Genomic DNA, 26,039 nt, shown 5'->3' with positions numbered 1-26,039 from the left:
CGGCCCCGGTCGAGATCTCGGTCCGGGAGTCCGCCTGAGGCCGGCGGCACGCGGACCCGGCCGACCGGCCGGGTCCGCACCATGCGGGTGAGGCAGGACAACGATATGAATCACGGTTGTCCCGCTGGGCGGGAGGCTGGCAGGCTGGCGGGATGTACCGGGAGGCGCCGTCGCGGATCGCCGGCGCCGTGCTGTGGCACAGCGTCCGGCCGGTCGGCGCCGCACCGACCCGGGTGCTGCCGGACGGCTGCATCGACCTGATCTGGTCGTCCGAGACCGGCCTGCTGGTCGCCGGCCCGGACACCACCGCGCAGCTCGCCGCCGGGCCGACCGGCGAGCGGTACGTCGGGTTGCGCCTGCCGCCCGGCACCGGCCCGGCGGTGCTCGGCGTCCCCGCCGACCGGCTGCGCGACCAGCGCCTGCCGCTGGCCGCGCTCTGGTCGGAACGCCTGGCCCGCGAGCTGACCGCCCGGGCGTTCGACGGGTCGACCCCGGCTGCGCCGGGGACGGCTGTGCCGGATGCGGCCACTCCGCTGCCGGGGACGGTCACGGCCGAGGCCGCGGCCGTCGCGGCGGTGTTGGAAGCGGTGGCCGCCGATCGGTTGCGCGAGGCCGGCGGCCCGGACCCGGCCGCCGCGCTGCTGACCCGCCGGCTCGGCGCCGGCCGGCCGGTCGCCGCCGTCGCCGTCGAGCTGGGCGTCGGCGCCCGGCAGCTGCACCGCCGCAGCCAGGTCCTCTTCGGGTACGGTCCGAAGACGCTGGCCCGGATCCTGCGGCTGCGGCGCGCCCTGGCCCTGGCCCGGACCGGGCTGCCGGCCGCCGAGGTGGCCGCCCGCACCGGGTACGCCGACCAGCCGCACCTGTCCCGCGACATCCGCGACCTGGCCGGCGTACCGCTGGGGGTGCTGCTGTCGACGGGCCCGGCCGTCCCGGCGTAGGCCCGACGCCGCCGGGGTCGTCTCCCGGCCCGACCGGCTGTCGCGGCCGGCCGGGTCGACGCCGCGCCGGACCGACCCGCCGGGCGTCAGTCGGTGGTGGCGCCCGGTTGGCGGGCGAAGAGGTCGATGCCCGTTCCGTCCGGGTCGTGCACGCTCGCGTAGCGCTGGCCCCAGAACGCGTCGAACGGAGGGAGCTGCCCGTGGTATCCGGCGCCGGTCAACTCGGCGTAGACGGCGTCCACCTGGTCCGGCGTGCCGCAGTCGAAGGCGAGGGCCACCCGACCGGCGTTGGCCGGGGCCGGCTGCCATTCGGGGTCGAAGGACCGGATGGTGTCCTCGGTGTCCCAGGCCAGGCGTAGGCCGCCGGGCAGGGTCACCTCCACGTGCGGTTGGTGATCGGCGTCGGCCGGGATGTCCAGCCCGAGCCGGCGGTAGAAGGCCAACGTGCGGGCCATGTCGGCGACGACCATGCCGACGAGATCGAATCGAGGTGCCATGCGTCGAAGCTACGGGGCGGGGTACGCCCCGGTCTTGAAGGAATCGGACCTGGTCCGACCGGGGGCGGGAGGAAACCACGACCGTTAACAAGTCTTTTCCCAACCGGCAAGCCGGGACGCGGGTGACGCGTGCCTCACCGGGCCACCACAGCGGGCATCCTGGCACGCCAGCGCACTACGGTGAAACCTGAGGCAATTTCAACGACGATCTGCCGGCAAAGCGAGGGATCAGATGACGGATGTCAAGCTTGACCACCCCGGTGGGCAGTTGTCGATGCCGGTGAAGCCCGCCGTCGAGGGGCCGTCCGGGATTGGCACCAGCAATCTTCTGAAGGAGACCGGGTACGTCACCTACGACCCCGGCTTCGTCAACACCGCCTCGTGCTCCTCCGAGATCACCTACATCGACGGGGACGCCGGGATCCTGCGTTACCGCGGTTACCCGATCGAGCAGTTGGCGGAGAAGTCCTCCTTCCTGGAGGTGTCCTACCTCCTGATCTACGGCGAGCTGCCGACCGCGCAGCAGCTGGAGGAGTTCTCCAGCCGGATTCGGCGGCACTCGTTGCTGCACGAGGAGATGCGCCGGTTCTTCGACGGCTTCCCGCGGGACGCCCACCCGATGGCGGTGCTCTCCTCCGCGGTCAGCGCGATCTCCACCTTCTACCAGGACAGCCTGGACCCGTTCGACCAGGAGCACGTGGAGATGTCCACGGTCCGGTTGATGGCCAAGGTGCCGACGATCGCGTCGTACGCGTACAAGAAGTCGATCGGGCAGGCGAAGCTCTACCCGGACAACTCGCTCGGGTACGTCGACAACTTCCTCCGGATGACCTTCGGGGTGCCGGCGGAGCCGTACGAGGTCGACCCGGTGACGGCGCGGGTGCTGGACATGCTGTTCGTGCTGCACGCCGATCACGAGCAGAACTGCTCGACCTCCACCGTCCGGCTGGTCGGCTCCAGCCAGGCCAACCTGTTCGCCTCGGTCTCGGCCGGCGTCAACGCGCTGTTCGGCCCGCTGCACGGCGGTGCCAACCAGGCGGTGCTGGAGATGCTGCAGCAGATCCAGGCCGACGGCGGGGACGTCGAGGCGTTCGTCCGCCGGGTGAAGAACAAGGAGGCCGGGGTCAAGCTGATGGGCTTCGGCCACCGGGTCTACAAGAACTACGACCCGCGGGCCGCCATCGTCAAGAAGGCCGCCCAGGACGTGCTGAACCGGATGGAGAAGCCGGACCCGCTGCTGGACATCGCTATGAAGCTGGAGGAGATCGCGCTCGCCGACGACTTCTTCGTCTCCCGGAAGCTCTACCCGAACGTGGACTTCTACACCGGCCTGATCTACAAGGCCATGGGCTTCCCGACCAAGATGTTCACGGTGCTGTTCGCGCTCGGCCGGCTGCCCGGCTGGATCGCCCAGTGGCGCGAGATGATCAACGACCCGGAGAACAAGATCGGTCGTCCCCGGCAGCTCTACACCGGCGCGGCGGAACGCGACTACGCCCCGCTCGACCAGCGCTGAGCCCGGTTTCCACGGTCACCTGTCGCCGGCCGCCGACCCGCCCCGCGGGTCGGCGGCCGGTGTCGTAGCCGCCGGTCCCGAACGGGTGTCGTCCCGACCTCGGGGCTTTCCGCGTTCATGATCAACACGACCCGCCGGGCGGGTAGATTGGAACGCGGACGGACGGGGCATCATCCCCCGACACGCCGGTCGCCCGGCGCGGCAGCGACGAGGGAGCAACATGCAGGTCTGGCCGGGGGACCGCTACCCGCTGGGTGCCACCTACGACGGGACGGGCACCAACTTCGCCCTCTTCTCCGAGGTCGCCGACGCGGTCGACCTGTGCCTGTTCGACGAGTGGGGGATCGGCACCGAGCGGCGGATCCGGCTGCACGAGGTGGACGCCTACGTCTGGCACGCCTACCTCCCGGGCGTCGGGCCCGGCCAGCGCTACGGCTATCGGGTGCACGGCCCGTACGACCCGGGGGCCGGGTTGCGGTGCAACCCGAACAAGCTGCTGCTCGACCCGTACGCCAAGGCGATCGACGGGGACGTGGAGTGGGACCCGGCGGTCTACGCCTACGACCTCGGTGACCCGGACCGGATGTCGGAGACCGACTCCGCGCCGTACGTGCCGAAGGCGGTGGTGGTCAACCCGTACTTCGACTGGGGCAACGACAAGCCGCCGCGGATCCCCTACCACCGGTCGGTGATCTACGAGGGGCACGTCAGGGGCATGACCATGCGGCACCCGGGCATCCCGGAGGAGCTGCGCGGGACGTACGCGGGCATCGCCCACCCGGCCATGATCGAGCACCTGACCCGGCTCGGGGTGACCGCGCTGGAACTCATGCCGGTGCACCAGTTCGTGCACGACAACCGGCTGACCGACCTCGGCCTGCGCAACTACTGGGGTTACAACACAATCGGGTTCTTCGCGCCGTACCACGGCTACGCCGCGATGGGGCGGGTCGGCCAGCAGGCCCAGGAGTTCCGCGGGATGGTCAAGGCGCTGCACGCCGCGGGCATCGAGGTGATCCTCGACGTGGTCTACAACCACACCGCCGAGGGCAACCACCTCGGTCCGACGCTGGCCTTCAAGGGCATCGACAACGCCAGCTACTACCGGCTGTCCGAGGAGGACCGGCGGTACTACGTCGACTACACCGGCACCGGCAACAGCCTCAACGTCCGCAGCCCGCACTCGCTCCAGCTGATCATGGACTCGCTGCGGTACTGGGTGCAGGAGATGCACGTCGACGGGTTCCGGTTCGACCTGGCCGCCACCCTGGCCCGCGAGTTCTACGAGGTCGACCGGCTCTCCACCTTCTTCGAGGTGGTCCAGCAGGACCCGGTGGTCAGCCAGGTCAAGCTGATCGCCGAGCCGTGGGACGTCGGCCCGGGCGGTTACCAGGTGGGCAACTTCCCGCCGCTGTGGACCGAGTGGAACGGCAAGTACCGGGACACCGTCCGGGACTTCTGGCGCGGCGAGCCGGCCACCCTGGCCGAGTTCGCCTCCCGGATCTCCGGCTCGGCCGACCTCTACCAGGACGACGGACGCCGGCCGTTCCACAGCATCAACTTCGTCACCTGCCACGACGGGTTCACCCTGAACGACCTGGTGTCCTACAACGACAAGCACAACGAGGCCAACGGCGAGGAGAACCGGGACGGCGAGGGTCACAACCGGTCCTGGAACTGCGGGGTGGAGGGGCCCACCGACGACCCGCAGGTGCTGGCCCTGCGGGCCCGGCAACGGCGCAACTTCCTGGCCACCCTGATGCTCTCCCAGGGCGTACCGATGATCGGCCACGGCGACGAGCTGGGCCGCAGCCAGCGCGGCAACAACAACGCCTACTGCCAGGACAGCGAGCTGGCCTGGATCGACTGGGACAACGTCGACCAGCAACTGCTCGACTTCGTCCGTACGCTCACCGACTTCCGCGCCCGGCACCAGGTCTTCCGCCGCCGCCGCTTCTTCACCGGCCGGGACGTGCGTACCCGGCACGCCGACGGTCCGCTGCCGGACCTGGCCTGGTTCACCCCGGACGGCCGGGAGATGACCCCGGACGACTGGGGCAACGACTTCGGCCGGGCGGTGCTGCTGTTCGTCAACGGCGAGGGCATCAACGAGCGCGGCCAGTACGGCCAGCGTCACGTGGACGACTCCTTCGTGCTCTGCTTCAACGCCCACGACGCGGCACTGGACTTCGTCCTGCCCGGCGGGGACTACGGTCAGAAGTGGCAGCGGGTGATCAGCACGGCCGAGCCCGACCCGGACGACCGGGAGGTGGTGGAGGCCGCGGGCGTGCTCCAGGTGCCGGACCGGTGCCTGGTCGTACTGGAGAGGATGGTGTGAGGTGCCGGTCAGCGCCACCTACCGGGTGCAGGTACGTCCCGCCTTCGACCTGGACGCCACCGCCGGTCTGACCGGTTACCTGGCCGCGTTGGGCGTCAGCCACCTCTACAGCGCACCCCTGCTGACCGCCACGCCCGGTTCCGAGCACGGCTACGACGTGGTGGACCACCGGGCGGTCAACCCGGAACTGGGCGGCGAACCGGCCCGGCTCCGGCTCGTCGCGGCGCTGCGGGACGCCGGTCTGGGCCTGGTCGTCGACATCGTGCCCAACCACGCCGGCGTCCGCGTCCCGGCGGCCAACCCGGCCTGGTGGGACGTGCTGCGCCGGGGTCGGGAGTCCCGCTACGCCGACTGGTTCGACATCGACTGGACCTGGGGACGGATCCGCGTCCCGGTGCTCGCCGACACCCCGGACGCGCTGGACGACCTGAAGATCGTCGACGGCGAACTGCGCTACCACGAGCACCGGTTCCCGATCGCCGAGGGCACCGCCGCCGACGACCCGCGGACCGTGCACGACCGGCAGCCGTACGAGTTGATCTCCTGGCGGCGCGGCGACGCGGAACTCAACTACCGGCGCTTCTTCGCCGTGTCCGACCTGGCCGGCCTGCGCGTCGAGGACCCGGCGGTGTTCGACGCCACGCACGCCGAGGTACTGCGCTGGGTCGCCGCGGGCGAGGTCGACGGGATCCGGGTCGATCACCCGGACGGGCTGCGCGACCCCGCCGGCTACCTGGCCCGGCTGCGCGAGGCCGCGCCGGACGCGTGGCTGCTGGTGGAGAAGATCCTGGAGCCCGGCGAGGAACTGCCGGCCTGGCCGGTGGACGGGACCACCGGGTACGACGCGCTGGCGCAGGTGTGCGGACTGTTCGTCGACCCGGCGGCCGAGGGCGAGTTCACCGCGCTGCAGACCCGGCTCACCGGTCGGGAGACGTCCTGGCCGGAGCTGACCCACCAGACCAAGCTGGCCGCCGCGACCAGTCTGCTCGCCGCCGAACTGGCCCGGCTGACCCGGCTGGTCCCGGAGCAGGACGGCGAGCAGGTGAGCGCGGCGCTGGCCGAGCTGGCGGCGAACTACGCGGTCTACCGCAGCTACCCGCCGGACGGGCTGCGGCACCTGGCCCGGGCCCGGGCCGAGGCCGGCCGGCGCCGACCCGAGCTGATCGGGGTGCTGGACCGGCTCACCCGCCGGCTGCGCGACCCGGAGGACGAGCTGGGCCGCCGGTTCCCGCAGTTCTCCGGCGCGGTGATGGCCAAGGGGGTCGAGGACACCGCCTACTACCGGTGGACCCGGTTCGTCGCGCTCAACGAGGTGGGCGGTGGTCCCGGCCGGTTCGGCCTGCCGGTCGCGGAGTTCCACCGGGCCGCGGCGGCCCGGCAGGCCCGGCACCCCACCGGGATGACCACCCTGTCCACCCACGACACCAAGCGCGGTGAGGACGTCCGGGCCCGGCTCGCCGTCCTGTCCGAACTGCCGCGCGAGTGGGCCCGGACGGTCGGCGAATGGTCCGCCGTGGCGCCGCTGCCCGACCCCGCCTTCGCCCACCTGCTCTGGCAGACCGTCGCCGGGGCCTGGCCGATCGAGCGGGACCGGCTGCACGGGTACGTCGAGAAGGCGGCCCGGGAGGCCGGCGACTCCACCGGCTGGACGGACCCGGACGAGGGATTCGAACGCGCGCTGCACGCCGTGGTGGACCGCTGCTACGACGACCCGGAGCTGCGCGGGAAGATCATCGAGTTCGTCGACGTGATCACCCCGTACGGCTGGTCGAACGCGCTTGGGCAGAAGCTGGTGCAGCTGACCATGCCCGGCGTCCCGGACGTCTACCAGGGCACCGAGCTGTGGGAGAACTCGCTGGTGGACCCGGACAACCGCCGTCCGGTCGACTTCGCCGTACGGCGGGAGCTGCTGGACCGGCTGGACGGTGGCTGGCGACCGGCGGTCGACGCCGACGGCGCGGCGAAGCTGCTCGTGGTGGCGACGGCGCTGCGGCTGCGGCGGGACCGGCCGGAGCTGTTCACCGGCTACCGTCCGGTGCCGGTCGACGGCCGGGCGGCCGACCACGTGGTGGCGTTCGACCGCGGCGGTGCGGTGACCGTGGCGACCCGGCTGCCGGTCGGCCTGGCCCGGCGGGGCGGCTGGGGCGACACCGTCCTGTCACTTCCCGGCGCCGACCGGGTACGCGATGCGTTCACCGACCGGGTCTACGGTGGCACGCGGATCCCGCTGGCCGGGTTGCTCGACCGCTACCCGGTGGCCCTGCTGGTCCCCGTCGACGGAACGGGTGCGACACCATGACCGAATTCTCCGTGTGGGCGCCCGCCGCGGGCCGGGTCCGGCTCCGGCTGGGCGGCTCGACCGGGACGCGGGAGACCACCACCAGCCCCGACCCGGTCGTCGGGTCGGACCGGGCGATGCGCCGGTCGGACGACGGCTGGTGGCGGGTCGACGTGCCCGACGCCGGCCCCGGCACCGACTACGGATTCCTGCTCGACGACGCCGACCGCCCGTTGCCGGACCCCCGGTCGGCCTGGCAGCCGGCCGGCGTGCACGGCCTGAGCCGGGTCTACGACCAGTCCGCGTTCGCCTGGTCCGACCAGCGCTGGACCGGCCGGCAACTGCCCGGCAGCGTGCTCTACGAACTGCACGTCGGCACCTTCACCCCGGGCGGCACCTTCGACTCGGCGATCGAGCGCCTCGACCACCTGGTCGGCCTCGGCGTCGACCTGGTCGAACTGCTGCCGGTGAACGCCTTCAACGGCGAGCACAACTGGGGTTACGACGGCGTCTGCTGGTACGCCCCGCACGAGCCGTACGGCGGCCCGGACGGGCTCAAGCGGTTCGTCGACGCCGCCCACGCCCGCGGGCTGGGGGTGATCCTCGACGTCGTCTACAACCATTTCGGGCCCTCCGGGGCCTACGCTCCGATGCTCGGGCCCTACCTGGCCGAGGGCAGCAACACCTGGGGCCGCTCGGTCAACCTGGACGGGCCGGGCTCGGACCAGGTCCGCCGCTACATCCTGGACAGCGTGCTGATGTGGCTGCGCGACTACCACGTCGACGGCCTGCGGCTGGACGCGGTGCACGCCCTGGTCGACCACCGGGCCACCCCGCTGCTGGAGGAGCTGGCGATGGAGGTGGAGAACCTCTCCACCCACCTCGGCCGCCCGCTGTCGCTGATCGCCGAGTCGGACCTGAACGACCCGCGCCTGATCACCGAGCGGTCCGCCGGCGGGTACGGGCTGCACGCGCAGTGGAACGACGACGCGCACCACGCCCTGCACACCCTGCTGACCGGGGAACGGCAGGGCTACTACGCCGACTTCGGCTCGTTGCAGTGCCTGTCCGACGTGCTGACCGGGGCGTTCTTCCACGCCGGCACCTGGTCCAGCTTCCGTGGCCGCAGCCACGGCCGGCCGGTGGACACCTCGACGGTCCCGGGTCACCGGTTCGTGGCGTACCTGCAGAACCACGACCAGATCGGCAACCGCGCGGTCGGCGACCGGATCACCGACGCGCTCTCGCCCGGCCTGCTCCGGGTCGGCGCGGTGCTGCTGTTCACCGCGCCGTTCACCCCGATGCTGTTCATGGGCCAGGAGTGGGGCGCCCGTACCCCGTGGCAGTTCTTCACCAGCCACCCCGAGCCGGAACTCGCCGCGGCGGTGGCCACCGGCCGGCGTCGCGAGTTCGCCACGCACGGTTGGGCCGAGGCGGACGTACCCGACCCGCAGGACCCGGCCACGTTCACCCGGTCCCGGCTGGACTGGACCGAGCTGGACCAACCCGGCCACCGGGAGACGCTGGACTTCCACCGCCGGTTGATCGCGCTGCGCAAGAGCCACCCCGACCTGTCCGACCCCCGGCTGGACCGGGTCGACGTCCGGTACGGCGACCAGTTCGTGGTGGTCGGCCGGGGCGGTTGCACGGTGGCGGCCAACCTGGCGGCCCGGCCGCAACGGATCACCCTGCCCGAGGTGGTCCGGCGGGTGCTGCTGGCCACCACGCCCGGCGCGACGGTGATGCGGGACGGCATCCAGTTGCCCGCCGAGTCGGCGGTCGTGGTCACGCACGCCTGAGCGGCAGGCCCGCGTCGCGGTGTGCGGCGTTGGCCCGCGTCGCGGGTGTGCGGCGTTGGCCCGCGTCGCCCGGCGCGCGGCGTCGGTGGCGCACGGCGGGTTGCGGCCGGTTGCCGGGGGCGGGTAAGTTCTCCGGCACGCCGTCGAGCCGGAAGGAGGTCAGAACAATGTCCGATGTTCTGCGCTCCGCCCGCGTTCCGGCGTCCCCGCGGGTCTGATCCGGAGCGTCCGGCACCCCGGAGGATCACCCATGACCGATCTGGTCGTCCGCCCGCTCGTCGCGGGCGAGGAGAAGCTGTTCGAATCGATGCCCGACCCGTTGCCGCAACTGCGCAAGGTCGGCTACGCCGACGGGCTCGCCAGCGGCGGCTACCGGCCCGAGCACACCTGGGTCGCGCTGCGCGCCGGCCGGGTGGTCGGCCGCGCCGCCTGGGTCCTGCCACCCGGCGCGGTCGGCGAGCCGTGGCTGGAACGGTTCGACCTGGACGCCGAGCCGGAGACGGGCGCCGCGCTGCTGCGCGCCGCCCACGAGGCGCTCGGCGGACCGAAGCTGTACCACGCCACCATGCCGGCGTACTGGCGCCGCCGCCCGCAGGAACGGGCGGTGGTCGAGCCGCCGATGGCGGCGGCCCGGCTCGCCGGCCTGGTCGAGGGCGGCGAGCGGCTGCGCCTGTCCTGGACCGGCGAACCCGTGCCGGCGACCGCCGGCCGGTACCCGATCCGCCCGGCCGCCGACGCGGCGGAGATCAACGCCCTCGTCGCCCGGATCGCCGACCCGGAGGTGCTGACCGGCCGCGAGGTGGCGCTGGCGGTCGGCGGCGTGGACCTGGCCACCGAGCCGCTGTCCTGGCTCACCGGCCCGCCCGGGGACTGGCGGGTGGCGCTGCGCGGCGGCGAGCCGGTCGGGCTGGCCGGTACGGCGGGGGACGCCTGCTACCCGCTGCTGGCCTACCTCGGCCTGCTCGACGAGGACGCCCGCGGTGAACTGCTGGCCGACGCGGTACGGGTGCTGGCCGAGGGCGGTGCCCGGGAGGTGGTGGCCGACGTGGACGCCCACCGGGTGGCCGTGGTGGCCGACCTGGAACGCACCGGGTTCCGGCGGTTGCGCTCCCGGATCACCTTCGCCCCCGCGACCGGTTAGCACCGGCTCGGTACCCGGACCGCCTCCCGGCCGTGCGGGATGCCCGGATGATCCGGGGTCCCGGCGGCCGGGGCCCGGTCCACAGACGACGGTCTACCCCGCCGGAACGCCCCCGACGGATCGCTTGCGATAGTCCGTCGGGGACGTGGCGTACGCCTTGCGGAAGGCCCGGCTGAAGTGGGCGGGGTCGGTGAGCCCCCACCGGGATCCGATCGACTGGATGGTCCGGTGGCTCAGCAGTGGGTCGGCCAGGTCCTGCCGGCAGCGTTCGAGCCGGCGTCGGCGGATCCAGTCGGCCACGGTCAGGTTCTCCTTCTCGAACAGGTGGTACAGCGTGCGAACGGATATCGCGTGCGCGGCCGCCACCGTCCTCGGCGACAGGTCCGGGTCGCCGAGCCGCCGCTCGATGTAGTCGTGGACCCTGAGCCACAGCACCCTCTGGCGCGCCTCGGGGGTCGTCCGAGCGCCGTCCGGATCAAGACCGTGGAGGAAGGCGGTGAAGAGGTCCACGGTGACCGTGGACAGCCGGCTCGCGTCGGCCGGCCGGTACCCGCCGGCGTGCGTGACCAACTCGATCAGGTAACGGGAGAGCAGCCCGCCGAGTCCGTCTCCCGGCAACGCGGCGCTGAACAACGCTCCGGCGATCTTCGGCGAGGGAAGCATCCTTGCCGGAACCTGGAGCAGCAACCCGCGCGCGCCCCGGCCGTGGAGGGTGCGGAACGGCCGCGAGCTGCTGTAGAGAAGGTAGTTTCCCTTGTGGATGCTGCAGGCGCGGTCCGTGACGTCCAGGTCGAGGGTCGAGCCGAGACCGAACCACGCCATCACCTGGTCCGGGTCGTGCTGGCGGATCTGCCTCGGTGACCGGTAGACCTCGTGCGACGGCAGATCCAGCACGGACACCCGGACGTCATCGAGAGCCACCGTCCGTACCGCTGCCAGGAAGTCGTCCTCATGCATGGTGGTAACGGTGGTCGGCAGGAGTTCGGCGGTCACCTGCTGCCAGGCCGCCAGGCGATCGGCGGGCGGGAGAACCTCCGTCCGGAACTCGGTGTACATGCTCAGACTGCCGGGCGGTGAACCGGGGCCGGTGCCTGCTGCATCCTGTTCTCCTCGGTCGTTGCGGTGATGACGGGACGCGTGGCGGCCATTGTCCGGCGATGTGAGCCGCTGGCGCGTCCGTCCGGAAGGAATGGTGGTCCTCCGGCAATGCTCGCCGGCGGCGGCCGCCGTGGGCAACCGGTTCAGCCCGTTCCGAACAGTCTCGAACAGGACCGTGCGGCCGCCGCCCGTTGGCCAGCATCGAGGATACCGAGTAACGCCAGGGCCGGATCACGGTCGGTCAACCGGCGACCGGCCATTCGTGCACCGGTTGGTTGCTGTGCATCAGCGGGATGTACCGGTGCACCACCTCGCGCAGCGCCGCGGCCCGGTCCAGGTTGTCGTCCTCCTCCAACCGGTGCAGGGTCTCGACCTGCCAGCTGGCGCCGTTGCGGCCGGTGAGGCAGCGCTGTTCGATGACGCCGAGCAGCCGGTCCCGTTCGGCGGCGTCCACGCCCCACCGGTCGAGGCCGTCGTGGGCCAGCGGCAGCAACCTTCGCAGCACCAGCTCGGTCACCGGCAGGTAGCCCAGCGACGGCCAGAAGACCTGCGCGGCGATGCCCTGCCGGGCGCAGGCGTGGAAGTTCTCCTCGGCGGCGCTGAACGACATCTGCGACCACAGTGGCCGGTCGGACTCGGCCAGCGCCCGGACCAGTCCGAAGTAGAAGGCGCCGTTGGCGATGGTGTCCAGCACGGTCGGGCCGGCCGGCAGCACCCGGTTCTCCACCCGCAGGTGCGGGCGTTCGCGGACCACGTCGTACACCGGCCGGTTCCACCGGTAGACGGTGCCGTTGTGCAACCGCAGCTCGGACAGCGTCGGCGTGTCACCGCGGGCCAGCACCTCGGCCGGGTCGTCGTCGTCGCAGACCGGCAGCAGCGCGGGGAAGTACCGGACGTTCTCCTCGAACAGGTCGAAGACCGAGGTGATCCACCGCTCGCCGAACCATACCCGGGGGCGTACGCCCTGCGCCTTGAGCTCCTCCGGTCGGGTGTCGGTGGCCTGCTCGAACAGCGGTATCCGGGTCTCGGCCCAGAGCTGACGGCCGAACAGGAACGGCGCGTTGGCGCCCAGCGCCACCTGCACCCCGGCGACGGCCTGGGCGGCGTTCCAGTAGGCGGCGAACTGGGCCGGTCCGACCTGCAGGTGGAACTGGGTGCTGGTGCAGGCGGCCTCCGGGGTGATGGTGTCCGCGGTGGTGGCCAGCCGTTCCACGCCGCTGATCCGCAGGTGCAGATCCTCGCCGCGGGCGGCGAAGATCTGCTCGTTGAGCAGCGCGTAGCGCGGGTTGGCCGACAGCGTCTCGGCGGTCAGGTGACCGGCCCGCAGGGTGGGCAGGATGCCGATCATGACCATGTGCGCGCCGCGCGTCCGGGCCTTCTCCTCGGCGGCGTTGAGGCTGGCCCGTACGTGCTCCTCGTAGGCCGCGGTGCCGCCGCCGCCCAGTCGCCGGGGCGGCACGTTGATCTCCACGTTGAACTGCCCGAGTTCGGTCTGGAAGTGCGGGTCGGCGATGGCGGCCAGCACGTCCGCGTTGCGCATCGCCGGTTGCCAGTCCCCGTCCACCAGGTTGAGTTCGATTTCCAGCCCGGTCATCGGGCGCTCGACGTCGAACCGTGACTCGCGCAGCATCGCGGCGAACACGTCCAGGCACCGCCGCACCTTGTCGCGGTAGCGGGCCCGGTCCTCGCGGGTGAACGTACGACTCGTGACGTCCTCGCCCATCGGTCACCTCTCTGCTACGGAGGGCTCAAACCTCGCACGGCGAACAGCGGGAAGCAACGAGCGGCGTCAGTCGGCGAGGAACGTGGCGAGTTCGGCGGCGAGCCGGTCGGGCGCCTCCTCGGACATGTGGTGCCCGCACTCCAGGGCGCCGGCCCGGACGTCGTCCGCCCACTCGCGCCAGACGGCGACCGGATCGCTGTACAGGTCCACCATGTCGTCCCCGGTGGCCCAGAGGAACAGCAGCGGGCAGGAGATCCGCCGGCCGGCGGCCCGGTCGGCGTCGTCCGCGGCCCGGTCCGGGCCCAGGCCGGCCCGGTAGTCCTCGCACATCGCGTGCACGGTGGCCGGGTCGTGGATGGCCGCCCGGTAGTCCTCGTACGCCTCCCGACCCATCGCCTCGGGATCGCCGCCGTACCAGGCGTCCGGGTCGGCGTTGATCACCCGCTCGGCGGGTTTCGCGGTCTGGCCGAGGAAGAACCAGTGCCACCACAGCGCGGCGAACCGGGCGTCGGCGCGGGCCAGTGCCGCACCGATCGGCACCGAGTCGAGGACGGCCAGCCGGCTCACCGCCGCCGGGTGGTCCAGCGCGGTCCGGGTCGCCACGTACGCGCCCCGGTCGTGGCCGACCACGGCGAACCGCTCGTGACCGAGGGTCCGCATCAGCCGGACCACGTCCGTCGCCATCGCCCGTTTCGAGTACGGGGCGTGGTCCGGGGTGCTCGGCGGCTTCGACGAGCCGCCGTAGCCGCGCAGGTCCGGGCAGACCACGGTGTGCCGCTCGGCCAGCGGTGGCGCCACCCGGTGCCAGGTGGCGTGGGTACGCGGATGCGCCAACGGTGAACGGTCGGTCAGCCGCCGCGGGTGAACAGCCAGGCGCAGAGCAGCCCGATCAGGGTCAGGCCCACCATCGCCTGCAGGACCAGCGCGGGGCCCAGGTGCGACCACAGGGTCGGCGTACGTGGGGTGAGCAGTTGCCCGGTAGTGAGGTTGACGATCCGCTCGACCCTGGGGGCCAGTCCGTCCTTCTGTCGGCGCAGGGTGACCTGGACATGGTCGTGCGGTTCCAGTGCCGTCTGCGGCAGGTGCCCGTGGATCTCCACCTCGCAGAGCAGGTTGTCGCGGATCCGCAGCCGCAGCGGGGTCACCAGGAACTCCGGCCCCTTGCGCAGCTCCTTGAACTTCCGGCGCGCCCCGCCGGACGAGCCGCCGAACCGCAGCACCGAGGCGACCAGGGCGCCGAGCAGCCGACCGACGGCGGCGGCGGTGAGCACCGCGACCAGCACCGGTTGGCCCACCTTGATCTCGCGGGAGTATCCCTCCATCAGCCGGACCACGTGGCCGGTGATGACCGGCGCGGCGCGTTGGGACAGTTGTTCCGGATACGTCTGTCGACCCATCTTTCACCACCGTGCGTCCACTGACCAGATACGGAGTGTATCGAGTTTGGTCGATCGCCGACGTGAGTGAACGGGTTTCACGATTTTCGCCGCAGTCGGCCGGCGGCCCGGCGGCCCAGGTGACATGACCACCAGCCCGGGTATGCGCGGGACGAGACGAGGGAGGGGTCGACCATGCAGCTGTCCGATCTTCGCCCGCTGTACGCCCGGCCAGGGCCGTGGGCCTCCGTGTATCTCGACGCGTCCCGGGACACCGAGGACGCCGCCGCCGCGGTGGACCTGCGCTGGCGGGCACTGCGGGAAGAGCTGGAACACCAGCGGACCGAGCCGGACACCGTCGCGGCGCTGGACGACGTCGTACGGAGGCACGAACCCGGCGTCGGTGACTACGGACTCGCCGCGTTCGCCACCGGCGGCCGGGTGGTGCACACCGAGTACCTGAGCGCGCCACCGCGCCGCGACCTCGCCGCGCACGGGCCCATCCCGCACGCCATGCCGCTGGTCGCACAGCGCGGGGAGCAGATCCCGTGGGTGCGGGTGCTGGCCAGCCGGACCGGCGCCGACCTGGACAGCGTCTGCGTCGGTGAGGTGCCCCGCAAGGCCCAGGTGGAGGGCGGCAGCCGGTACCCGATCACCCGAGTCCGGGCCGGCGGCTGGGCCCAGGCCCGGTTCCAGCGCGAGGCGATGACCTCCTGGAAGCGCAACGCCGACGACAGCGCCGCCGCCACGGCCGACCTGGCCGACCGGGTCGGCGCCGAGGTGGTGGTCGTCGCGGGCGACCCGCAGGCCCGCTCCATGCTCGCGGCCCAACTGCCGGAACGCTGGCAGGACCGGGTGGTGCAGATCGACGCCGGCTCCCGGGCCTGGGGGGCCAAGACCGAGGCGCTGGACGACGTCACCGTCCAGGCCATCGCCGAGGTGGCCAACCAGCACGTGGAGACCTCGCTGGACCGGTTCGGAGCCCAACGGGACGTGGGCGCCGGCCTGCCGGCCGTGGTCGCCGCGTTGCAGCGCAACCAGGTCGACACGATGCTCATCGTGGACGACCCCTCGTCGGTCGAGCGGCTCTGGATCGGGCCGGACCCGACCGAGATCGCCACCGACCCGGGACAGCTCACCGAGCTGGCGGTGACCCGGCCGCAGCACGTCCGCGCCGACGCGGCCCTGGTCCGGGCCCTGGTCGGCACCGGCGCCGAGGTCACCGTCCTAGGCCGGGACGAGGCACCCGACCTGACCGACGGGGTGGGCGCGGTGCTGCGCTACGTGGACCAGGGCACCCCGGGCGGAACCCATGGTTGAGCCGGTCCGGCTGGTCGCCGACCTGATGGTGGAACGGCTGCGGGCCTGGCACGTGCCACGCGTCTTCGGCTATCCCGGCGAGGGGGTGGCCGGCGTCGTGGCCGCGCTGGGTCGGGCCGGCGGTGACCCGGACTTCGTCCGGGTCCGGCACGAGGAGGCGGCCGGTTTCATGGCCACCGGCCACGCCAAGTACGCCGGCGGGATCGGCGTGTGCCTGGCGGGCCACGGCCCGGGCGCGTTGCACCTGCTGACCGGCCTGTACGACGCCAAGCTGGACGGAAAACCCGTGGTGGCGATCGTCGGGCAGACCGGATCACCGCTGGGCGACGCGTACCGGCAGGACATGGAACCGGGTCGGCTGTTCGGCGACGCGTGCGCCCAGTTCGTCCGGACCGCCGCCACCGCGGCCGAGGTGCCGCAGCTGCTGGACCTGGCCTTCCGGGCCGCGGTGGCCACCCGCAGCCCCACCTGCGTGGTGGTGCCGGAGCACCTGCAGACCGCCGCCGTGTCCGACGTGTTCGGGCCGTCCGGGCGCGCCTCGGTGCTGGCGCCGGGATTGCCGCCGGCCCGGGTGCTGCCGCACGAGGCCGACCTGAACGCCGCCGCACACCTGCTGTCCGGCGGGCACCGGGTCGCCGTCCTGGTCGGACAGGGCGGCTACGGCGCCGCCGACGAGATCGTCGCGCTGGCCGACCGGGTCGGCGCCGGCGTGGCCACCTCCCTGCTCGGCAAGCCGGTGCTGGACGAGCGGCTACCGTTCCACACGGGTGTGCTGGGTCAGGTCGGCAGCAACGCCAGCGCCGAACTGCTGGCCGGCTGCGACACCCTGCTGCTGGTCGGCACCAGCGACCCGTGGACCGACTACTACCCGCTGCCCGGGCAGGCCCACGTGATCCAGATCGACATCGACGGGCGGCGGCTGGGCAGCCGGTACCCGGTCACCGTACCGCTGGTGGGTGACGCCGCGGAGACGCTGCGCGCGCTGCTGCCGCGGATCCCGCAGCGGGCCAACCGGGAGTGGCGCGACCGGGTGGAGCTGTCCGTGGACCGCTGGCGGGAGGAGGCGTACGCCAGAGCCGCGGCACCGGCCGACCCGGTGAACCCGCAACTGGTCGTGCACGAACTGTCCGGCCGGCTGCCGTCGACCGCGTCGGTCGCGGTCGACGTCGGGTCGGTGACCTACTGGTACGCCCGGCACCTGCAACTGCCACCGAACGTTCCGGTCCACCTGTGCGGGACGCTGGCCTCGATGGGCTGCGCCCTGCCGTACGGGGTGGCTGCGAAACTGGCCGCGCCGGACCGGCCGGTGATCGCGCTGACCGGCGACGGGGCGATGCAGATGAACGGCCTGGGCGAGCTGGTCACCCTCGCCAGCCGGTGGCCCGGATGGCCGGACCCCCGGTTCGTGATCCTGGTGCTGAACAACCGGGACCGGGCCGGTCGGCAGGACGGTGAGCCGTCCTGGTCCGATCCGACCCCGCAACCGGACGTGCCGTACGCCGGTTGGGCCCGCCTGTTGGGCCTGCACGGCGTACGGGTGGACCGCCCGGAGCTGGTCGGTCCGGCCTGGGACGAGGCCCTCGCCGCCGACCGGCCGACCGTCGTCGAGGCGGTGGTCGACCCGGCGGTGCCGCTGCGCCCGCCCGAGGAGCCGTTCGCCGACCTGCGCGGCCTGTTCGCCGACGGGGAGGACCGGGCCCGGGCCCGCGACCGGCAACTGCGCGCCGCGGTCCAGGACCTGACCTGAGTGGCCGGGCCAGCCGGGCCATCCCTCAGTGTCGGACCAGGCAGAACGGGTGACCGGCCGGGTCGGCGTAGACGCGCCACCCACGGCCGGCCGGTCCCTGGTCCAGCAGCGTGGCGCCGAGGGCCACCACCCGCTCGTGGGCGGCGTCCAGATCCGGTACGCCGAAGTCCAGGTGGAACTGCTGGGGCCGGGTCGGATCGGGCCAGGTCGGCGGCCGGTAGACGAGCACCCGCTGGAAGGCCAGGACGAGGCCGGACGGCGCGTGCAACGTCGACCAGCCGTCGCTGATGGCCCAGCGCCGGTCCGGTTGGTCGACCGTCCCGCCGAGCAGCGCGTGGTAGAACGCGGCGAGTTCGGCCGGGTCGGCGCAGTCCAGCACGACGCACTGCAGGTCAGCGAACATCGCCCGATCCTAGGCGCGCCGGACCGTCCGGGTCGGGTGGGAGCCGGGGTCGAGCCCGCTCGGGCCGGTCAGGTGGACGCCGGCACCGATCTGGTGTCGGCCAGGAAGCGGGCCAGCCGGGCGTACCCGTCGGCGCCGTGACCGGCGGCGACCGCCCGGTCGACGATCCGGCCGACCGCGCCCAGCGGCTCGTCGTCGAGGCCGTGCGCGGCGGCGGCCGCCCGGACGTGGGCGATCGCGGAGCCGGCCGACGCGATGGTGTTGACCGGGCTGGAGAAGTCGTCCGCGGCGAGCTGCCCGGCGACACGGCCGGTCATGTCCGTCAGGAGTGTCCCGATGCCCGCCGCGAAGCGGGCGAACGACGCGGGTGGAATGCCTTCGGCGGCGGCCAGCGCGAACGCGTGGGTCAGGCCGCCCACCGACATGGTGAACAGGTCCAGCAGCGCCATCTCGTACGCCGCCGCCGTGCCGATCTCCTCGCCCAGGTGCAGGGCGGTCCCGCCGAACGCGGCCAGGGCCGGCCGGTGCCGCTCGAAGGTGGCGCGCGGGCCGCTGTACAGGATGGTCGCGGCGGGCGTGCCGATGGTCGGCGCCGGGGTCAGGATCGCGCCGTCCAGATACCGCAGGCCGCGCCGGTCCGCCCAGGCCCGCGTCTCCCGGGCGGCGCCGGCATGGCCGCTGCTGAGGTTCACCAGCGTGCCGTCCGACCCGTCGGGGACGTCGGCCAGCGCGGCCCGGACCGCGTCGTGGTCCAGCAGGCAGCAGACCGTCACCGGCGCCCGCCCGAGCGCGTCGGCCGCGGTGGGCGCCAGCACCGCGCCCCGCTCGACCAGGGGCGCGGCCCGGTCCGGCGTACGGTTCCAGACCACCGTCGGATGGCCCGCGGCGAGTGCCGCGGTGGCGAGTGCCCGGCCCATCGGCCCCAGGCCGAGAATGCTTATCGTGTTGTCGTCCGTCATGGTGATCGACGCTAAACCTTCACGTTGACGTGAAGGTCAAGCTCTGATCTGCTGCGTCCGTGCGGATCAGTGAACTCGCCCGGCGGACCGGCAGCACGCCGCGGGCGTTGCGCTACTACGAGGAGCAGGGGCTGCTGCGGCCGGACCGCTCGTCGAGCGGCTACCGCCACTACGACCAGCGGGCCGTGCGGGCCGTCGGGCACATCCGGTTGTTGCTGTCCGCCGGCCTGAACACCGCCGCCATCGCCGAGATCCTGCCCTGCATCCCGGACGACGTGACCGTGCTCGCGCCGACCTGCCCCGAGCTGCTGGACGCCCTCGCCGACGAGCGCGACCGGATCACCCGGTCCATCGACCAGCTCGCCGCATCCCGGGCGATCCTGGACCGCATCCTCACCGCCGGCGGCGCCGGTCCCCAATCCTGATCGCGGACGGAGCTGAGCGGTGTTCAGCGGTAGGTTGCTGGTTGAATGCCGCTGTGACCAAGGACTGGCTCAGGTGGCACCAGGACTACGAATCGCCACACTCGTCGTTGGCGCGGCGGCTGCACGTCGTCCAGCATGAACTTCGGTGGGCATTGACCGAGGGGCCGCACGATGCGCATGACGTTCGGCGGCTGATCAGCATGTGCGCTGGTGACGGACGCGACGTGCTGCCGGTGCTCGCCGAACATGACGGCGGCCGCAGTGTGCAGGCCCTGCTCATCGAGGTGGACCCGACGCTGTCACAGCGCGCTCGTATGGCAGCCGCGACTCTGGGCCTGCCCGGGGTGGAGGTGCGAACGGCGGACGCCGGAGCGACCGACACCTACTCGGGCGTCCATCCCGCGCATGTGGTGCTGGCGTGCGGCGTCTTCGGGAACATCACGTTCGACGACGTACGCCGGACCATCGCCATGCTGCGCGCCCTGCTCCTCGCGGACGGCATTGTTATCTGGACGCGGGGACGCACCGACGACGGCCGCGACCCCAGCCACGACGTCCGGACCTGCTTCGCCGAACACGGCTTCAGCGAGATGTCCTTCACCAGCCCCGCCGACGCCAAGTTCCGGGTAGGCATGCACCGGCTCACAGCCCAACCTGTTCCTGTCCCGCCGGTGCCGCCCGGCACCCGGATGTTCAGCTTTATCTGACCCGGGGCACCTTTTCACCGTCTCGCCCCACCTGGCGACAATGACGCGGTCACGGGTCGGTCCTCAGTGCTCAGTCCCGATCGCGGACGAACACGCCCGATCCGGCGCGACCCTCGGTCAGGCCCTCGGTCTTGAGGATCAGCATGACGTTGCGGATGACCGTGTCGGAGACGCCGTACTCCGCCTTGAGTTGACTGAGCGACGGCAACCGGTCACCGGGTTTCAGTTGCCCGCTGACGATGCGGTCGCGCAACTCGCGGGCGATGCGTTCGTAGGCGGCTTCGTACGGCATGAGCGGCTCCCTTGGGTGGCCCGCCAATCAGATCATGGCCCCACCCCCTACCTCAAGTAGCCATTGACCAGAAGTGCCCTAAGGTCATAGGTTGAGGGGATCGGGCCGCTCCGCCGGGTGACATCGATGGAGCTGGTCGGACATGAGAATTTGAGGCGGCCCGGGGTGGAGATGCGACCTCCGTACCCCCGGGCCTTGACCGGAAAGGACCCGGCCCATGAACAACATACCCAACCCTGCTCACCCACCCTGGTGCCTGCGTGGCCCGGAATGCGCCTCGTCCGGCGGTCTGCACCTGTCCGCACTGGTCAGCGCTGCACCGGGCGGCGACGAAGTGTTCCAGATCGGTGCCGGCCTGTGGCGCATGGACGTCGGTCCAACCGAGCGCACCGGCGTGCTGCTGGAACTCTCCGTCGGTGATGACGTCGAGCGGTGGCCGATCGACCTGGCCCAGGCCGTCAAGCTCGTACCGCTGCTTCGCCGCCTGATCGGCGGGCCTGCCGCCGATCTCCCCCAGGCCGCCTGACGCGGCCCGCCCCGCCCTCCCACCTTCCGCCCTCCCACGCCCCATGCCCCGCATCCCCGCCCCGCACCATGCCTCGCCACTCGTGACCCTCGGCGCGGAGGTCTTGGGCCGGTGATTTCCTGGCGTGTCGAACGTCAGGGACGTTAACGATCATGATGGGCGGGATGGCGACCGGGGTGGGGGATCGTCCGTTTAGGGGTGGTTGGGGTGAGAAGGCGGGGTGCGCTGGGGGGAGTGGGGCAGGGAGGGCCGTTGGGGTTTTGGGGCGCGGGGGCGGTGCGGTGGCGGTGCGGCCGGGCCGGTGGCCGTCGGCGGCAACCTGGGGCCGATTCCGACATCAACCAGATCGGATATCGGACGGCTGTACGAAGCTGTACGAAGTCGGTGGGCGCGGTAAGGTCGGCCCATGCGGGATCGGGATGCGCCGGATCCGAGCGGAGCAGCCACGCCCAGCGAGTTCGTCGAGTGCCTACGTCAGTTCAAGGTCTGGTCCGGACTGTCCTATCGGGACCTGGAGCGCCGGGCCAGAGCCCGCGGCGACAGCCTTCCGGCCAGCACCGTCGCCAGTGCCCTGACCCGTGACTCGCTGCCGCACATCGATCTTCTGACCGCGTTGATGGGCGCCTTCGGCGAGTCGGCAGAAGGTGTCGCGCGCTGGGTCCACGCGCGTCGTCGCATTGCGAGCGCGGCGTCGAACCGGGAGAACGCACCCGGAGCGCCCTGCCTGCTGCCACCGGGCCAGCCGCGCTTCGTCGGCCGTCGGGATGAGCTGGCCGCGGCGCGACAGGCGCTGTGCGATGTCACCCGGCAGCCGGCGACTCTCGTCCTGATCGGCGCTGCCGGGATCGGCAAGACGACGTTCGCGGTCCAGATCGGGCACCAACTCGTGCCGGACTTTCCCGACGGCCAACTGTACGTCGATCTCGGCGGTGCCGGCCTCGACCCGGCGAACCCCGGGGTTGTACTCGGACTGTTTCTGCGCGCGATGGGGGTGCGCAGCAGTGACATCCCTCCGGAAACGATCAGCCGGGTGCATCTCTATCGCACCCTGCTCGCCCGGCGGCGGGTACTGGTGGTCCTCGACAACGCGGCAGATGCCAAGCAGGTCCGCCAGTTGCTGCCGAGCGGCGCCGGGTGCGCCGCCGTCGTGACCAGTCGGGCCAGCCTTGCCGACCTGGACGGGACGCGCCTGCCGCTGGGCAACCTGACCACCCAGGAGGCGGTGACGCTGCTGAGCGACATGGCCGGTGCGGAACGCACCCGGACCGACCAGGCGTCCGCCGAGAACATCGTCGAGGAGTGCGGCCGGCTCCCGTTGGCGGTCTGGGTCGCGGGCGCGCGGCTGGCCGCCCGGCCGCACCTGTCGCTTCAGGCGATGGCGGAGGCGCTGGCGGACGAGCGGCGCAAGCTCGACGAACTGACCGTCGGAGACGTCGCGGTACGCGCCAGCGTCGATCTGTCCTACTGCATGCTCACCCCGCCGGCGCGGTCCGCTCTGCGAGTTCTCGGCATGTGCGTGACCACCGACTTCGCGCCGTGGGCGCTCACCGCCCTGCTCGACATCTCCCCGGCCGAGACGGAGGACCTGCTCGACCAGCTGCTGGAGGTGCACCTGATCGAGCCGTACACCATGAACGGCAGTGGGCTTCGTTACCGGATGCACGACCTGGTCGCGCTGTACGCACACGAGCTGGCGCTGCGCGACGACGACCCGGGCGACCGGGACGACGCGCTGCGGCGGCTACTGGGGGCGAGCCTGCAGATCGCGTGGAACGCGGACCATCGGCTCAGCGCTGACTTTCAGGGCATCAGCGACCACCGGGAGGCACACTGGACGCTGCCGGACGAGGTCGTCGAACCGCTCCTGCGCGATCCGTTGGCCTGGTTCGACGCCGAGCACCGGTTTCTCATGTCCATCGCGGACCGGGTACTGGTCGGGCGGGCCGCGACGCTGGCCGGCTGTCTGGCCGTGTCGATGACAACGTTCCTGCAGATCCGATGTTTCTTCGACGACTGGCAGCGGGTGCAGGGTCATGCGTTGACGCGCGTGCTCGCGCTCGGAGACCTGCGCACGGCCGCGAAGCTGCACCGTTCGCTCGGTGAACTGGCGACCATCGTCGACCGGTACCCGGAGGCCATCGGGCATTTCGAGAGCGCCCTCGCCTACGGCTCGACCGACGACCTTGAATACATCACCAGTGCGACGGCGGGCCTGGCCTACGTCAACCGGCTCATCGGTCGCTACGACGTGGCGCTCACCTATTTCGAAAGGGCGCGGATGCTCGCCCGTTCGGCCGGCAACCGCAACGGCCTCGTCTACGCCATCAACGGCAGTGCCGTGGTCCACCTCGAACGCGGCGACCTGGCCGAGGCCGAGTACCGGTTTCGCGGGTGCCTCGAACTCAGCCGCGCCGCGGGCTACCAGCCCGGTGAATCGCAGGTGTTGCGCGGACTGGGTCTGGTGTACCGCGCGCGTGGCGACTATGACCTCGCCGCGGATTTCTTCGAACGCGCCGCCGAGATCAGCACCGGTATCGGCGACCGGCTCGCAGCCAATCATTCCCTGTGCTGGCTGGGTGACGTGCTGGTCCGGCAGGGGCACGCCGGACGTGGGCGGCGCCTGCTCGCGGAATGCCTCGGCACCTATCGGGAGTACGCCAACCGGTGGGGCGAGGCGTGCGTGCTCTACCACCTCGCCCATGCGCAACTCGCCGCCGGCCGTCCCCGGCTGGCCTATGCCCGCGCGTGCTCGGCGGCGGCGATCTGGCGGCGGATCGGTTCCTGGCACTGGCTGGCCCTGGGCCTGGACGCCGCGGCGGTCGCGGCGGGCGAAATGGGTGACCACGCGGCGAAACAGCGAGCGCTGGCCGAGGCGTCGGAGGTCCGAGCGGATCTCGGCCGGTAGGTGAGTGGCCGAAACGCTGTTGAACGAATTCGTACAGGCCCGAACAGACGGCGCCTTCCACCGGTCCACCGCCGGTACCTCTAATCGAGGTATGCCCGAACATCGCCATGACCTCGGGTGACGGAGGGGACTGACCATGACCGAGGTGCCGATCAGTCGGCGACAACTGCTCATCGGTGGCACCGCAGCCGTGTCCGCGCTGGCCGTACCCGCGATCCGTCCCGGCTCGTCAGCCCGGGCGGCGGCGGTGGTCGACATCATTCCCCGTTCGCACTGGCTCGCCCTGCCGGCGCGGGAGGACCTGACGAAGTACTCGTGGACACCGTGGGTCGGCGGAGTGATCGTGCACCACAAGGGCCAGACCGACACCTGGGACCCGGCCGCCAATCACGCGGACTGCTACCAGCAGTTGCGTGACGTCCAACTCGAGGGATTCGAGGGGGGCTGGACCGACATCGCGTACAACTTCGTGGTCTGCCAGCACGGCTTCATCTTCGAGGGGCGCGGCATGTCCGTCCGGTCGGGTGCCAACGACACGGAGACGCCCGGCGCGAACCAGAACTACTACGCCGTCATGGGAATGATCGGTACGAGCATCCTGCCCGGCGACTGGGGGGACGACGTACCCAGTGCCGCGATGGTCCGGGCCATCCGTGATCTCGTGGGCTACCTGCGGCAGAACGGTTCCGCCGGCCCGCAGATCAAGGGCCACCGGGACGTGGCCACAACCGAATGTCCCGGGAACAAGCTCTACGCGTACGTGACGGGCGGCCAGCTCGAGCCGCCCCCGTCGCCGCCGTCCGCCGAGGTGACCATCCTTCCACGATGGCGGTGGGGAGCGCGGCCGCCCCGGGAGGTCGTCCGGGTGGCCACCGGCCAGCGGGTCGGGTTCACCGTCCACCACTCGGCGAGCCCGCCCACGGCTACGGTGCGGGCGATCCAGAACTACCACATGGACAGCAACGGCTGGTCCGACATCGGCTACAACTTCCTGGTCGACACCGCTGGACGGGTCTACGAGGGACGCGGCTGGGATGTGGAGGGCGCCCACGCCAGCGGCCACAACGTGACCCACATCGGCGCCTGCTTCATCGGCTCGGACGGTGACGTGACGACAGCCGCCCTGCGTTCGCTCCGGGCCCTCTACGAACGGGCCAACCAACACGTCGGCCGGACCCTCGCCAAGACGTACCACGGGCAACTGCCCGGCAACGCCACCGACTGTCCCGGCTCGCAACTGCGGACCTGGGTGCAGAACGGCATGATGACCGACACCGTACCGCCGATCAGCGACACCGACCCCAGCAACGGCGGCGACGGCACCGGCATGACCTCCGTACGGTCGGTCGCCTCTCAGCAGAAGGCGGTCAACCAGGCCGGTTATGTCCCGGCGCTGGATGTCGACGGGCTCTGGGGCCCGAAGACGTATGCCGGGGTCAAGTGGGTGCAGGGGCAGCTCAACGTCACGGCGGACGGGCTGTGGGGGCCGAACACCGAGGCGGCGTACCTGGCCCGGTACGGCGGCGGTACGTCCGCCGGTGGCATGACGTCGGTGCGTTCGGTCGCGTCGCAGCAGACATCGGTGAACCGGCTCGGGTACGCGCCGCCGCTGGCGGTCGACGGGATCTGGGGACCCAGCACCGACACCGGCGTCCGCTGGTTGCAGGGACAACTCGGGGTGTCGGCGGACGGCCTGTGGGGGCCCGATACCGAGGCCGCGTACCAGGCGTACTTCGACGAAGGCGCGCTGCTGGCGGTCGACGGGAGCTTCGGGCCGGCGACGGTACGGGCGCTTCAGCGGGTCACCGGCGCGGCCGTCGACGGGCAGTGGGGACCGGGATCCATCAAGGCACTCCAACGCCATCTCAACACCTGGAGCAACGCCGGGCTGGCGGTCGACGGACTCTGGGGAGCGAACACCGTCAAGGCCGTGCAGCGCCACCTCAACGCCATGATCGGTGCGGGGCTGGCGGTGGACGGTGTCTGGGGCTACGCGACCGTCACGGCCCTGCAAAAGGCGCTGAATCGCGGCCGGTTCTGAGCTCGGCGCG

The 26,039-nt window shown here is 71.9% G+C and carries 21 protein-coding genes; 13 read left to right on the top strand and 8 right to left on the bottom strand.

Features of this window, described 5'->3' with window-relative positions; all coding sequences use genetic code 11:
- Positions 1-152: 152 nt before the first annotated feature.
- A complete protein-coding gene (locus ACFOX0_RS25490; RefSeq protein WP_377550465.1) occupies positions 153-938 on the top strand; it encodes a helix-turn-helix domain-containing protein in 786 nt (261 codons plus the stop codon).
- Between the two features lie 86 nt (positions 939-1,024).
- Here ACFOX0_RS25490 and ACFOX0_RS25485 read toward each other — a convergent pair whose 3' ends face one another.
- Positions 1,025-1,435, bottom strand: a complete 411-nt coding sequence (locus tag ACFOX0_RS25485; protein WP_377550463.1) for a VOC family protein — start codon at positions 1,433-1,435, stop codon at positions 1,025-1,027.
- Positions 1,436-1,667: 232 nt separating this feature from the next.
- Here ACFOX0_RS25485 and ACFOX0_RS25480 point away from each other — a divergent pair, with 232 nt between their 5' ends.
- The 5 genes from ACFOX0_RS25480 to ACFOX0_RS25460 all read left to right on the top strand — a co-directional run bounded on the left by ACFOX0_RS25480 (position 1,668) and on the right by ACFOX0_RS25460 (position 10,507).
- Positions 1,668-2,951, top strand: coding sequence for a citrate synthase (locus ACFOX0_RS25480; RefSeq protein ID WP_377550461.1), 1,284 nt, complete (start codon positions 1,668-1,670; stop codon positions 2,949-2,951).
- Between the two features lie 220 nt (positions 2,952-3,171).
- On the top strand, positions 3,172-5,289 hold the full coding sequence (glgX, locus tag ACFOX0_RS25475) for a glycogen debranching protein GlgX (RefSeq protein WP_377550459.1): 2,118 nt from the start codon (positions 3,172-3,174) through the stop codon (positions 5,287-5,289).
- Between the two features lies 1 nt (position 5,290).
- A complete protein-coding gene (gene treY / locus ACFOX0_RS25470; RefSeq protein WP_377550457.1) occupies positions 5,291-7,588 on the top strand; it encodes a malto-oligosyltrehalose synthase in 2,298 nt (765 codons plus the stop codon).
- Positions 7,585-9,366 carry a malto-oligosyltrehalose trehalohydrolase gene (gene treZ, locus ACFOX0_RS25465; RefSeq protein WP_377550455.1) on the top strand — a complete coding sequence of 594 codons (1,782 nt, stop codon included), beginning with the start codon at positions 7,585-7,587 and terminating at the stop codon, positions 9,364-9,366. Before treY ends, treZ begins: the two co-directional genes overlap by 4 nt.
- 250 nt (positions 9,367-9,616) lie before the next feature.
- Positions 9,617-10,507 carry an acetyltransferase gene (locus ACFOX0_RS25460; protein ID WP_377550453.1) on the top strand — a complete coding sequence of 297 codons (891 nt, stop codon included), beginning with the start codon at positions 9,617-9,619 and terminating at the stop codon, positions 10,505-10,507.
- A gap of 93 nt (positions 10,508-10,600) precedes the next feature.
- Here the strand turns inward: ACFOX0_RS25460 and ACFOX0_RS25455 are convergent, their stop codons facing one another.
- The 4 genes from ACFOX0_RS25455 to ACFOX0_RS25440 all read right to left on the bottom strand — a co-directional run bounded on the left by ACFOX0_RS25455 (position 10,601) and on the right by ACFOX0_RS25440 (position 14,725).
- Complete coding sequence (locus tag ACFOX0_RS25455) at positions 10,601-11,563, bottom strand: helix-turn-helix domain-containing protein (RefSeq protein ID WP_377550451.1); 963 nt, start codon at positions 11,561-11,563, stop codon at positions 10,601-10,603.
- Positions 11,564-11,846: 283 nt separating this feature from the next.
- Entirely contained in the window at positions 11,847-13,328 is a 1,482-nt protein-coding gene (locus ACFOX0_RS25450) for a glutamate--cysteine ligase (protein ID WP_377550449.1), read from the bottom strand.
- 66 nt (positions 13,329-13,394) lie between these two features.
- Entirely contained in the window at positions 13,395-14,162 is a 768-nt protein-coding gene (locus ACFOX0_RS25445; protein ID WP_377550447.1) for an alpha/beta fold hydrolase, read from the bottom strand.
- Between the two features lie 14 nt (positions 14,163-14,176).
- Entirely contained in the window at positions 14,177-14,725 is a 549-nt protein-coding gene (locus tag ACFOX0_RS25440) for a hypothetical protein (protein WP_377550445.1), read from the bottom strand.
- Between the two features lie 174 nt (positions 14,726-14,899).
- On the opposite strand from ACFOX0_RS25440, the gene ACFOX0_RS25435 reads away from it, so the two are divergent.
- Together ACFOX0_RS25435 and ACFOX0_RS25430 are read left to right on the top strand one after the other, a co-directional pair.
- Complete coding sequence (locus ACFOX0_RS25435) at positions 14,900-16,024, top strand: baeRF2 domain-containing protein (protein WP_377550443.1); 1,125 nt, start codon at positions 14,900-14,902, stop codon at positions 16,022-16,024.
- Positions 16,017-17,771: a thiamine pyrophosphate-binding protein gene (locus ACFOX0_RS25430; protein ID WP_377550441.1), complete on the top strand. Its 1,755-nt coding sequence runs from the start codon at positions 16,017-16,019 to the stop codon at positions 17,769-17,771. The genes ACFOX0_RS25435 and ACFOX0_RS25430 overlap by 8 nt, the downstream gene beginning before the upstream one ends.
- Before the next feature lie 25 nt (positions 17,772-17,796).
- Here the strand turns inward: ACFOX0_RS25430 and ACFOX0_RS25425 are convergent, their stop codons facing one another.
- Positions 17,797-18,174 (bottom strand): VOC family protein, encoded by a 378-nt coding sequence (locus ACFOX0_RS25425; RefSeq protein WP_377550439.1) that lies wholly within the window; start codon positions 18,172-18,174, stop codon positions 17,797-17,799.
- A 68-nt stretch (positions 18,175-18,242) separates the two neighbouring features.
- A complete protein-coding gene (locus tag ACFOX0_RS25420; RefSeq protein WP_377550437.1) occupies positions 18,243-19,133 on the bottom strand; it encodes an NAD(P)-dependent oxidoreductase in 891 nt (296 codons plus the stop codon).
- A 59-nt stretch (positions 19,134-19,192) separates the two neighbouring features.
- Between ACFOX0_RS25420 and ACFOX0_RS25415 the strand changes: the two genes are divergently transcribed.
- Both ACFOX0_RS25415 and ACFOX0_RS25410 read left to right on the top strand, forming a co-directional pair.
- Entirely contained in the window at positions 19,193-19,558 is a 366-nt protein-coding gene (locus ACFOX0_RS25415) for a MerR family transcriptional regulator (protein WP_377550435.1), read from the top strand.
- Positions 19,559-19,611: 53 nt separating this feature from the next.
- Positions 19,612-20,265: a class I SAM-dependent methyltransferase gene (locus tag ACFOX0_RS25410; protein ID WP_377550433.1), complete on the top strand. Its 654-nt coding sequence runs from the start codon at positions 19,612-19,614 to the stop codon at positions 20,263-20,265.
- Between the two features lie 70 nt (positions 20,266-20,335).
- Here the strand turns inward: ACFOX0_RS25410 and ACFOX0_RS25405 are convergent, their stop codons facing one another.
- The gene (locus ACFOX0_RS25405) at positions 20,336-20,557 is read right to left on the bottom strand and encodes a winged helix-turn-helix domain-containing protein (RefSeq protein WP_377550431.1); all 222 of its coding nucleotides are present in this window, start codon (positions 20,555-20,557) and stop codon (positions 20,336-20,338) included.
- Between the two features lie 217 nt (positions 20,558-20,774).
- On the opposite strand from ACFOX0_RS25405, the gene ACFOX0_RS25400 reads away from it, so the two are divergent.
- From ACFOX0_RS25400 to ACFOX0_RS25390, 3 genes are all read left to right on the top strand, one after another.
- Complete coding sequence (locus ACFOX0_RS25400; RefSeq protein WP_377550429.1) at positions 20,775-21,083, top strand: hypothetical protein; 309 nt, start codon at positions 20,775-20,777, stop codon at positions 21,081-21,083.
- A gap of 406 nt (positions 21,084-21,489) precedes the next feature.
- On the top strand, positions 21,490-23,988 hold the full coding sequence (locus tag ACFOX0_RS25395) for an ATP-binding protein (RefSeq protein ID WP_377550427.1): 2,499 nt from the start codon (positions 21,490-21,492) through the stop codon (positions 23,986-23,988).
- A gap of 136 nt (positions 23,989-24,124) precedes the next feature.
- On the top strand, positions 24,125-26,029 hold the full coding sequence (locus tag ACFOX0_RS25390; protein WP_377550425.1) for a peptidoglycan-binding protein: 1,905 nt from the start codon (positions 24,125-24,127) through the stop codon (positions 26,027-26,029).
- Positions 26,030-26,039 lie beyond the last annotated feature (10 nt).

It is taken from the genome of Micromonospora zhanjiangensis (assembly GCF_042650605.1).
GTDB classification, from domain to species: Bacteria; Actinomycetota; Actinomycetes; order Mycobacteriales; family Micromonosporaceae; genus Micromonospora_J; species Micromonospora_J zhanjiangensis.
Note: the sequence above shows the minus strand (reverse complement) of the source record. Positions and strands in the feature narration are given on the sequence as shown.

Coding starts and splice junctions, on each gene's coding strand:
- ACFOX0_RS25490 (WP_377550465.1), top strand. CDS start 153: ATGTACCGGGAGGCGCCGTCGCGGATCGCCGGCGCCGTGCTGTGGCAC.
- ACFOX0_RS25485 (WP_377550463.1), bottom strand. CDS start 1,435: ATGGCACCTCGATTCGATCTCGTCGGCATGGTCGTCGCCGACATGGCC.
- ACFOX0_RS25480 (WP_377550461.1), top strand. CDS start 1,668: ATGACGGATGTCAAGCTTGACCACCCCGGTGGGCAGTTGTCGATGCCG.
- glgX (WP_377550459.1), top strand. CDS start 3,172: ATGCAGGTCTGGCCGGGGGACCGCTACCCGCTGGGTGCCACCTACGAC.
- treZ (WP_377550455.1), top strand. CDS start 7,585: ATGACCGAATTCTCCGTGTGGGCGCCCGCCGCGGGCCGGGTCCGGCTC.
- ACFOX0_RS25460 (WP_377550453.1), top strand. CDS start 9,617: ATGACCGATCTGGTCGTCCGCCCGCTCGTCGCGGGCGAGGAGAAGCTG.
- ACFOX0_RS25455 (WP_377550451.1), bottom strand. CDS start 11,563: ATGTACACCGAGTTCCGGACGGAGGTTCTCCCGCCCGCCGATCGCCTG.
- ACFOX0_RS25450 (WP_377550449.1), bottom strand. CDS start 13,328: ATGGGCGAGGACGTCACGAGTCGTACGTTCACCCGCGAGGACCGGGCC.
- ACFOX0_RS25440 (WP_377550445.1), bottom strand. CDS start 14,725: ATGGGTCGACAGACGTATCCGGAACAACTGTCCCAACGCGCCGCGCCG.
- ACFOX0_RS25435 (WP_377550443.1), top strand. CDS start 14,900: ATGCAGCTGTCCGATCTTCGCCCGCTGTACGCCCGGCCAGGGCCGTGG.
- ACFOX0_RS25430 (WP_377550441.1), top strand. CDS start 16,017: ATGGTTGAGCCGGTCCGGCTGGTCGCCGACCTGATGGTGGAACGGCTG.
- ACFOX0_RS25425 (WP_377550439.1), bottom strand. CDS start 18,174: ATGTTCGCTGACCTGCAGTGCGTCGTGCTGGACTGCGCCGACCCGGCC.
- ACFOX0_RS25420 (WP_377550437.1), bottom strand. CDS start 19,133: ATGACGGACGACAACACGATAAGCATTCTCGGCCTGGGGCCGATGGGC.
- ACFOX0_RS25405 (WP_377550431.1), bottom strand. CDS start 20,557: ATGCCGTACGAAGCCGCCTACGAACGCATCGCCCGCGAGTTGCGCGAC.
- ACFOX0_RS25400 (WP_377550429.1), top strand. CDS start 20,775: ATGAACAACATACCCAACCCTGCTCACCCACCCTGGTGCCTGCGTGGC.
- ACFOX0_RS25395 (WP_377550427.1), top strand. CDS start 21,490: ATGCGGGATCGGGATGCGCCGGATCCGAGCGGAGCAGCCACGCCCAGC.
- ACFOX0_RS25390 (WP_377550425.1), top strand. CDS start 24,125: ATGACCGAGGTGCCGATCAGTCGGCGACAACTGCTCATCGGTGGCACC.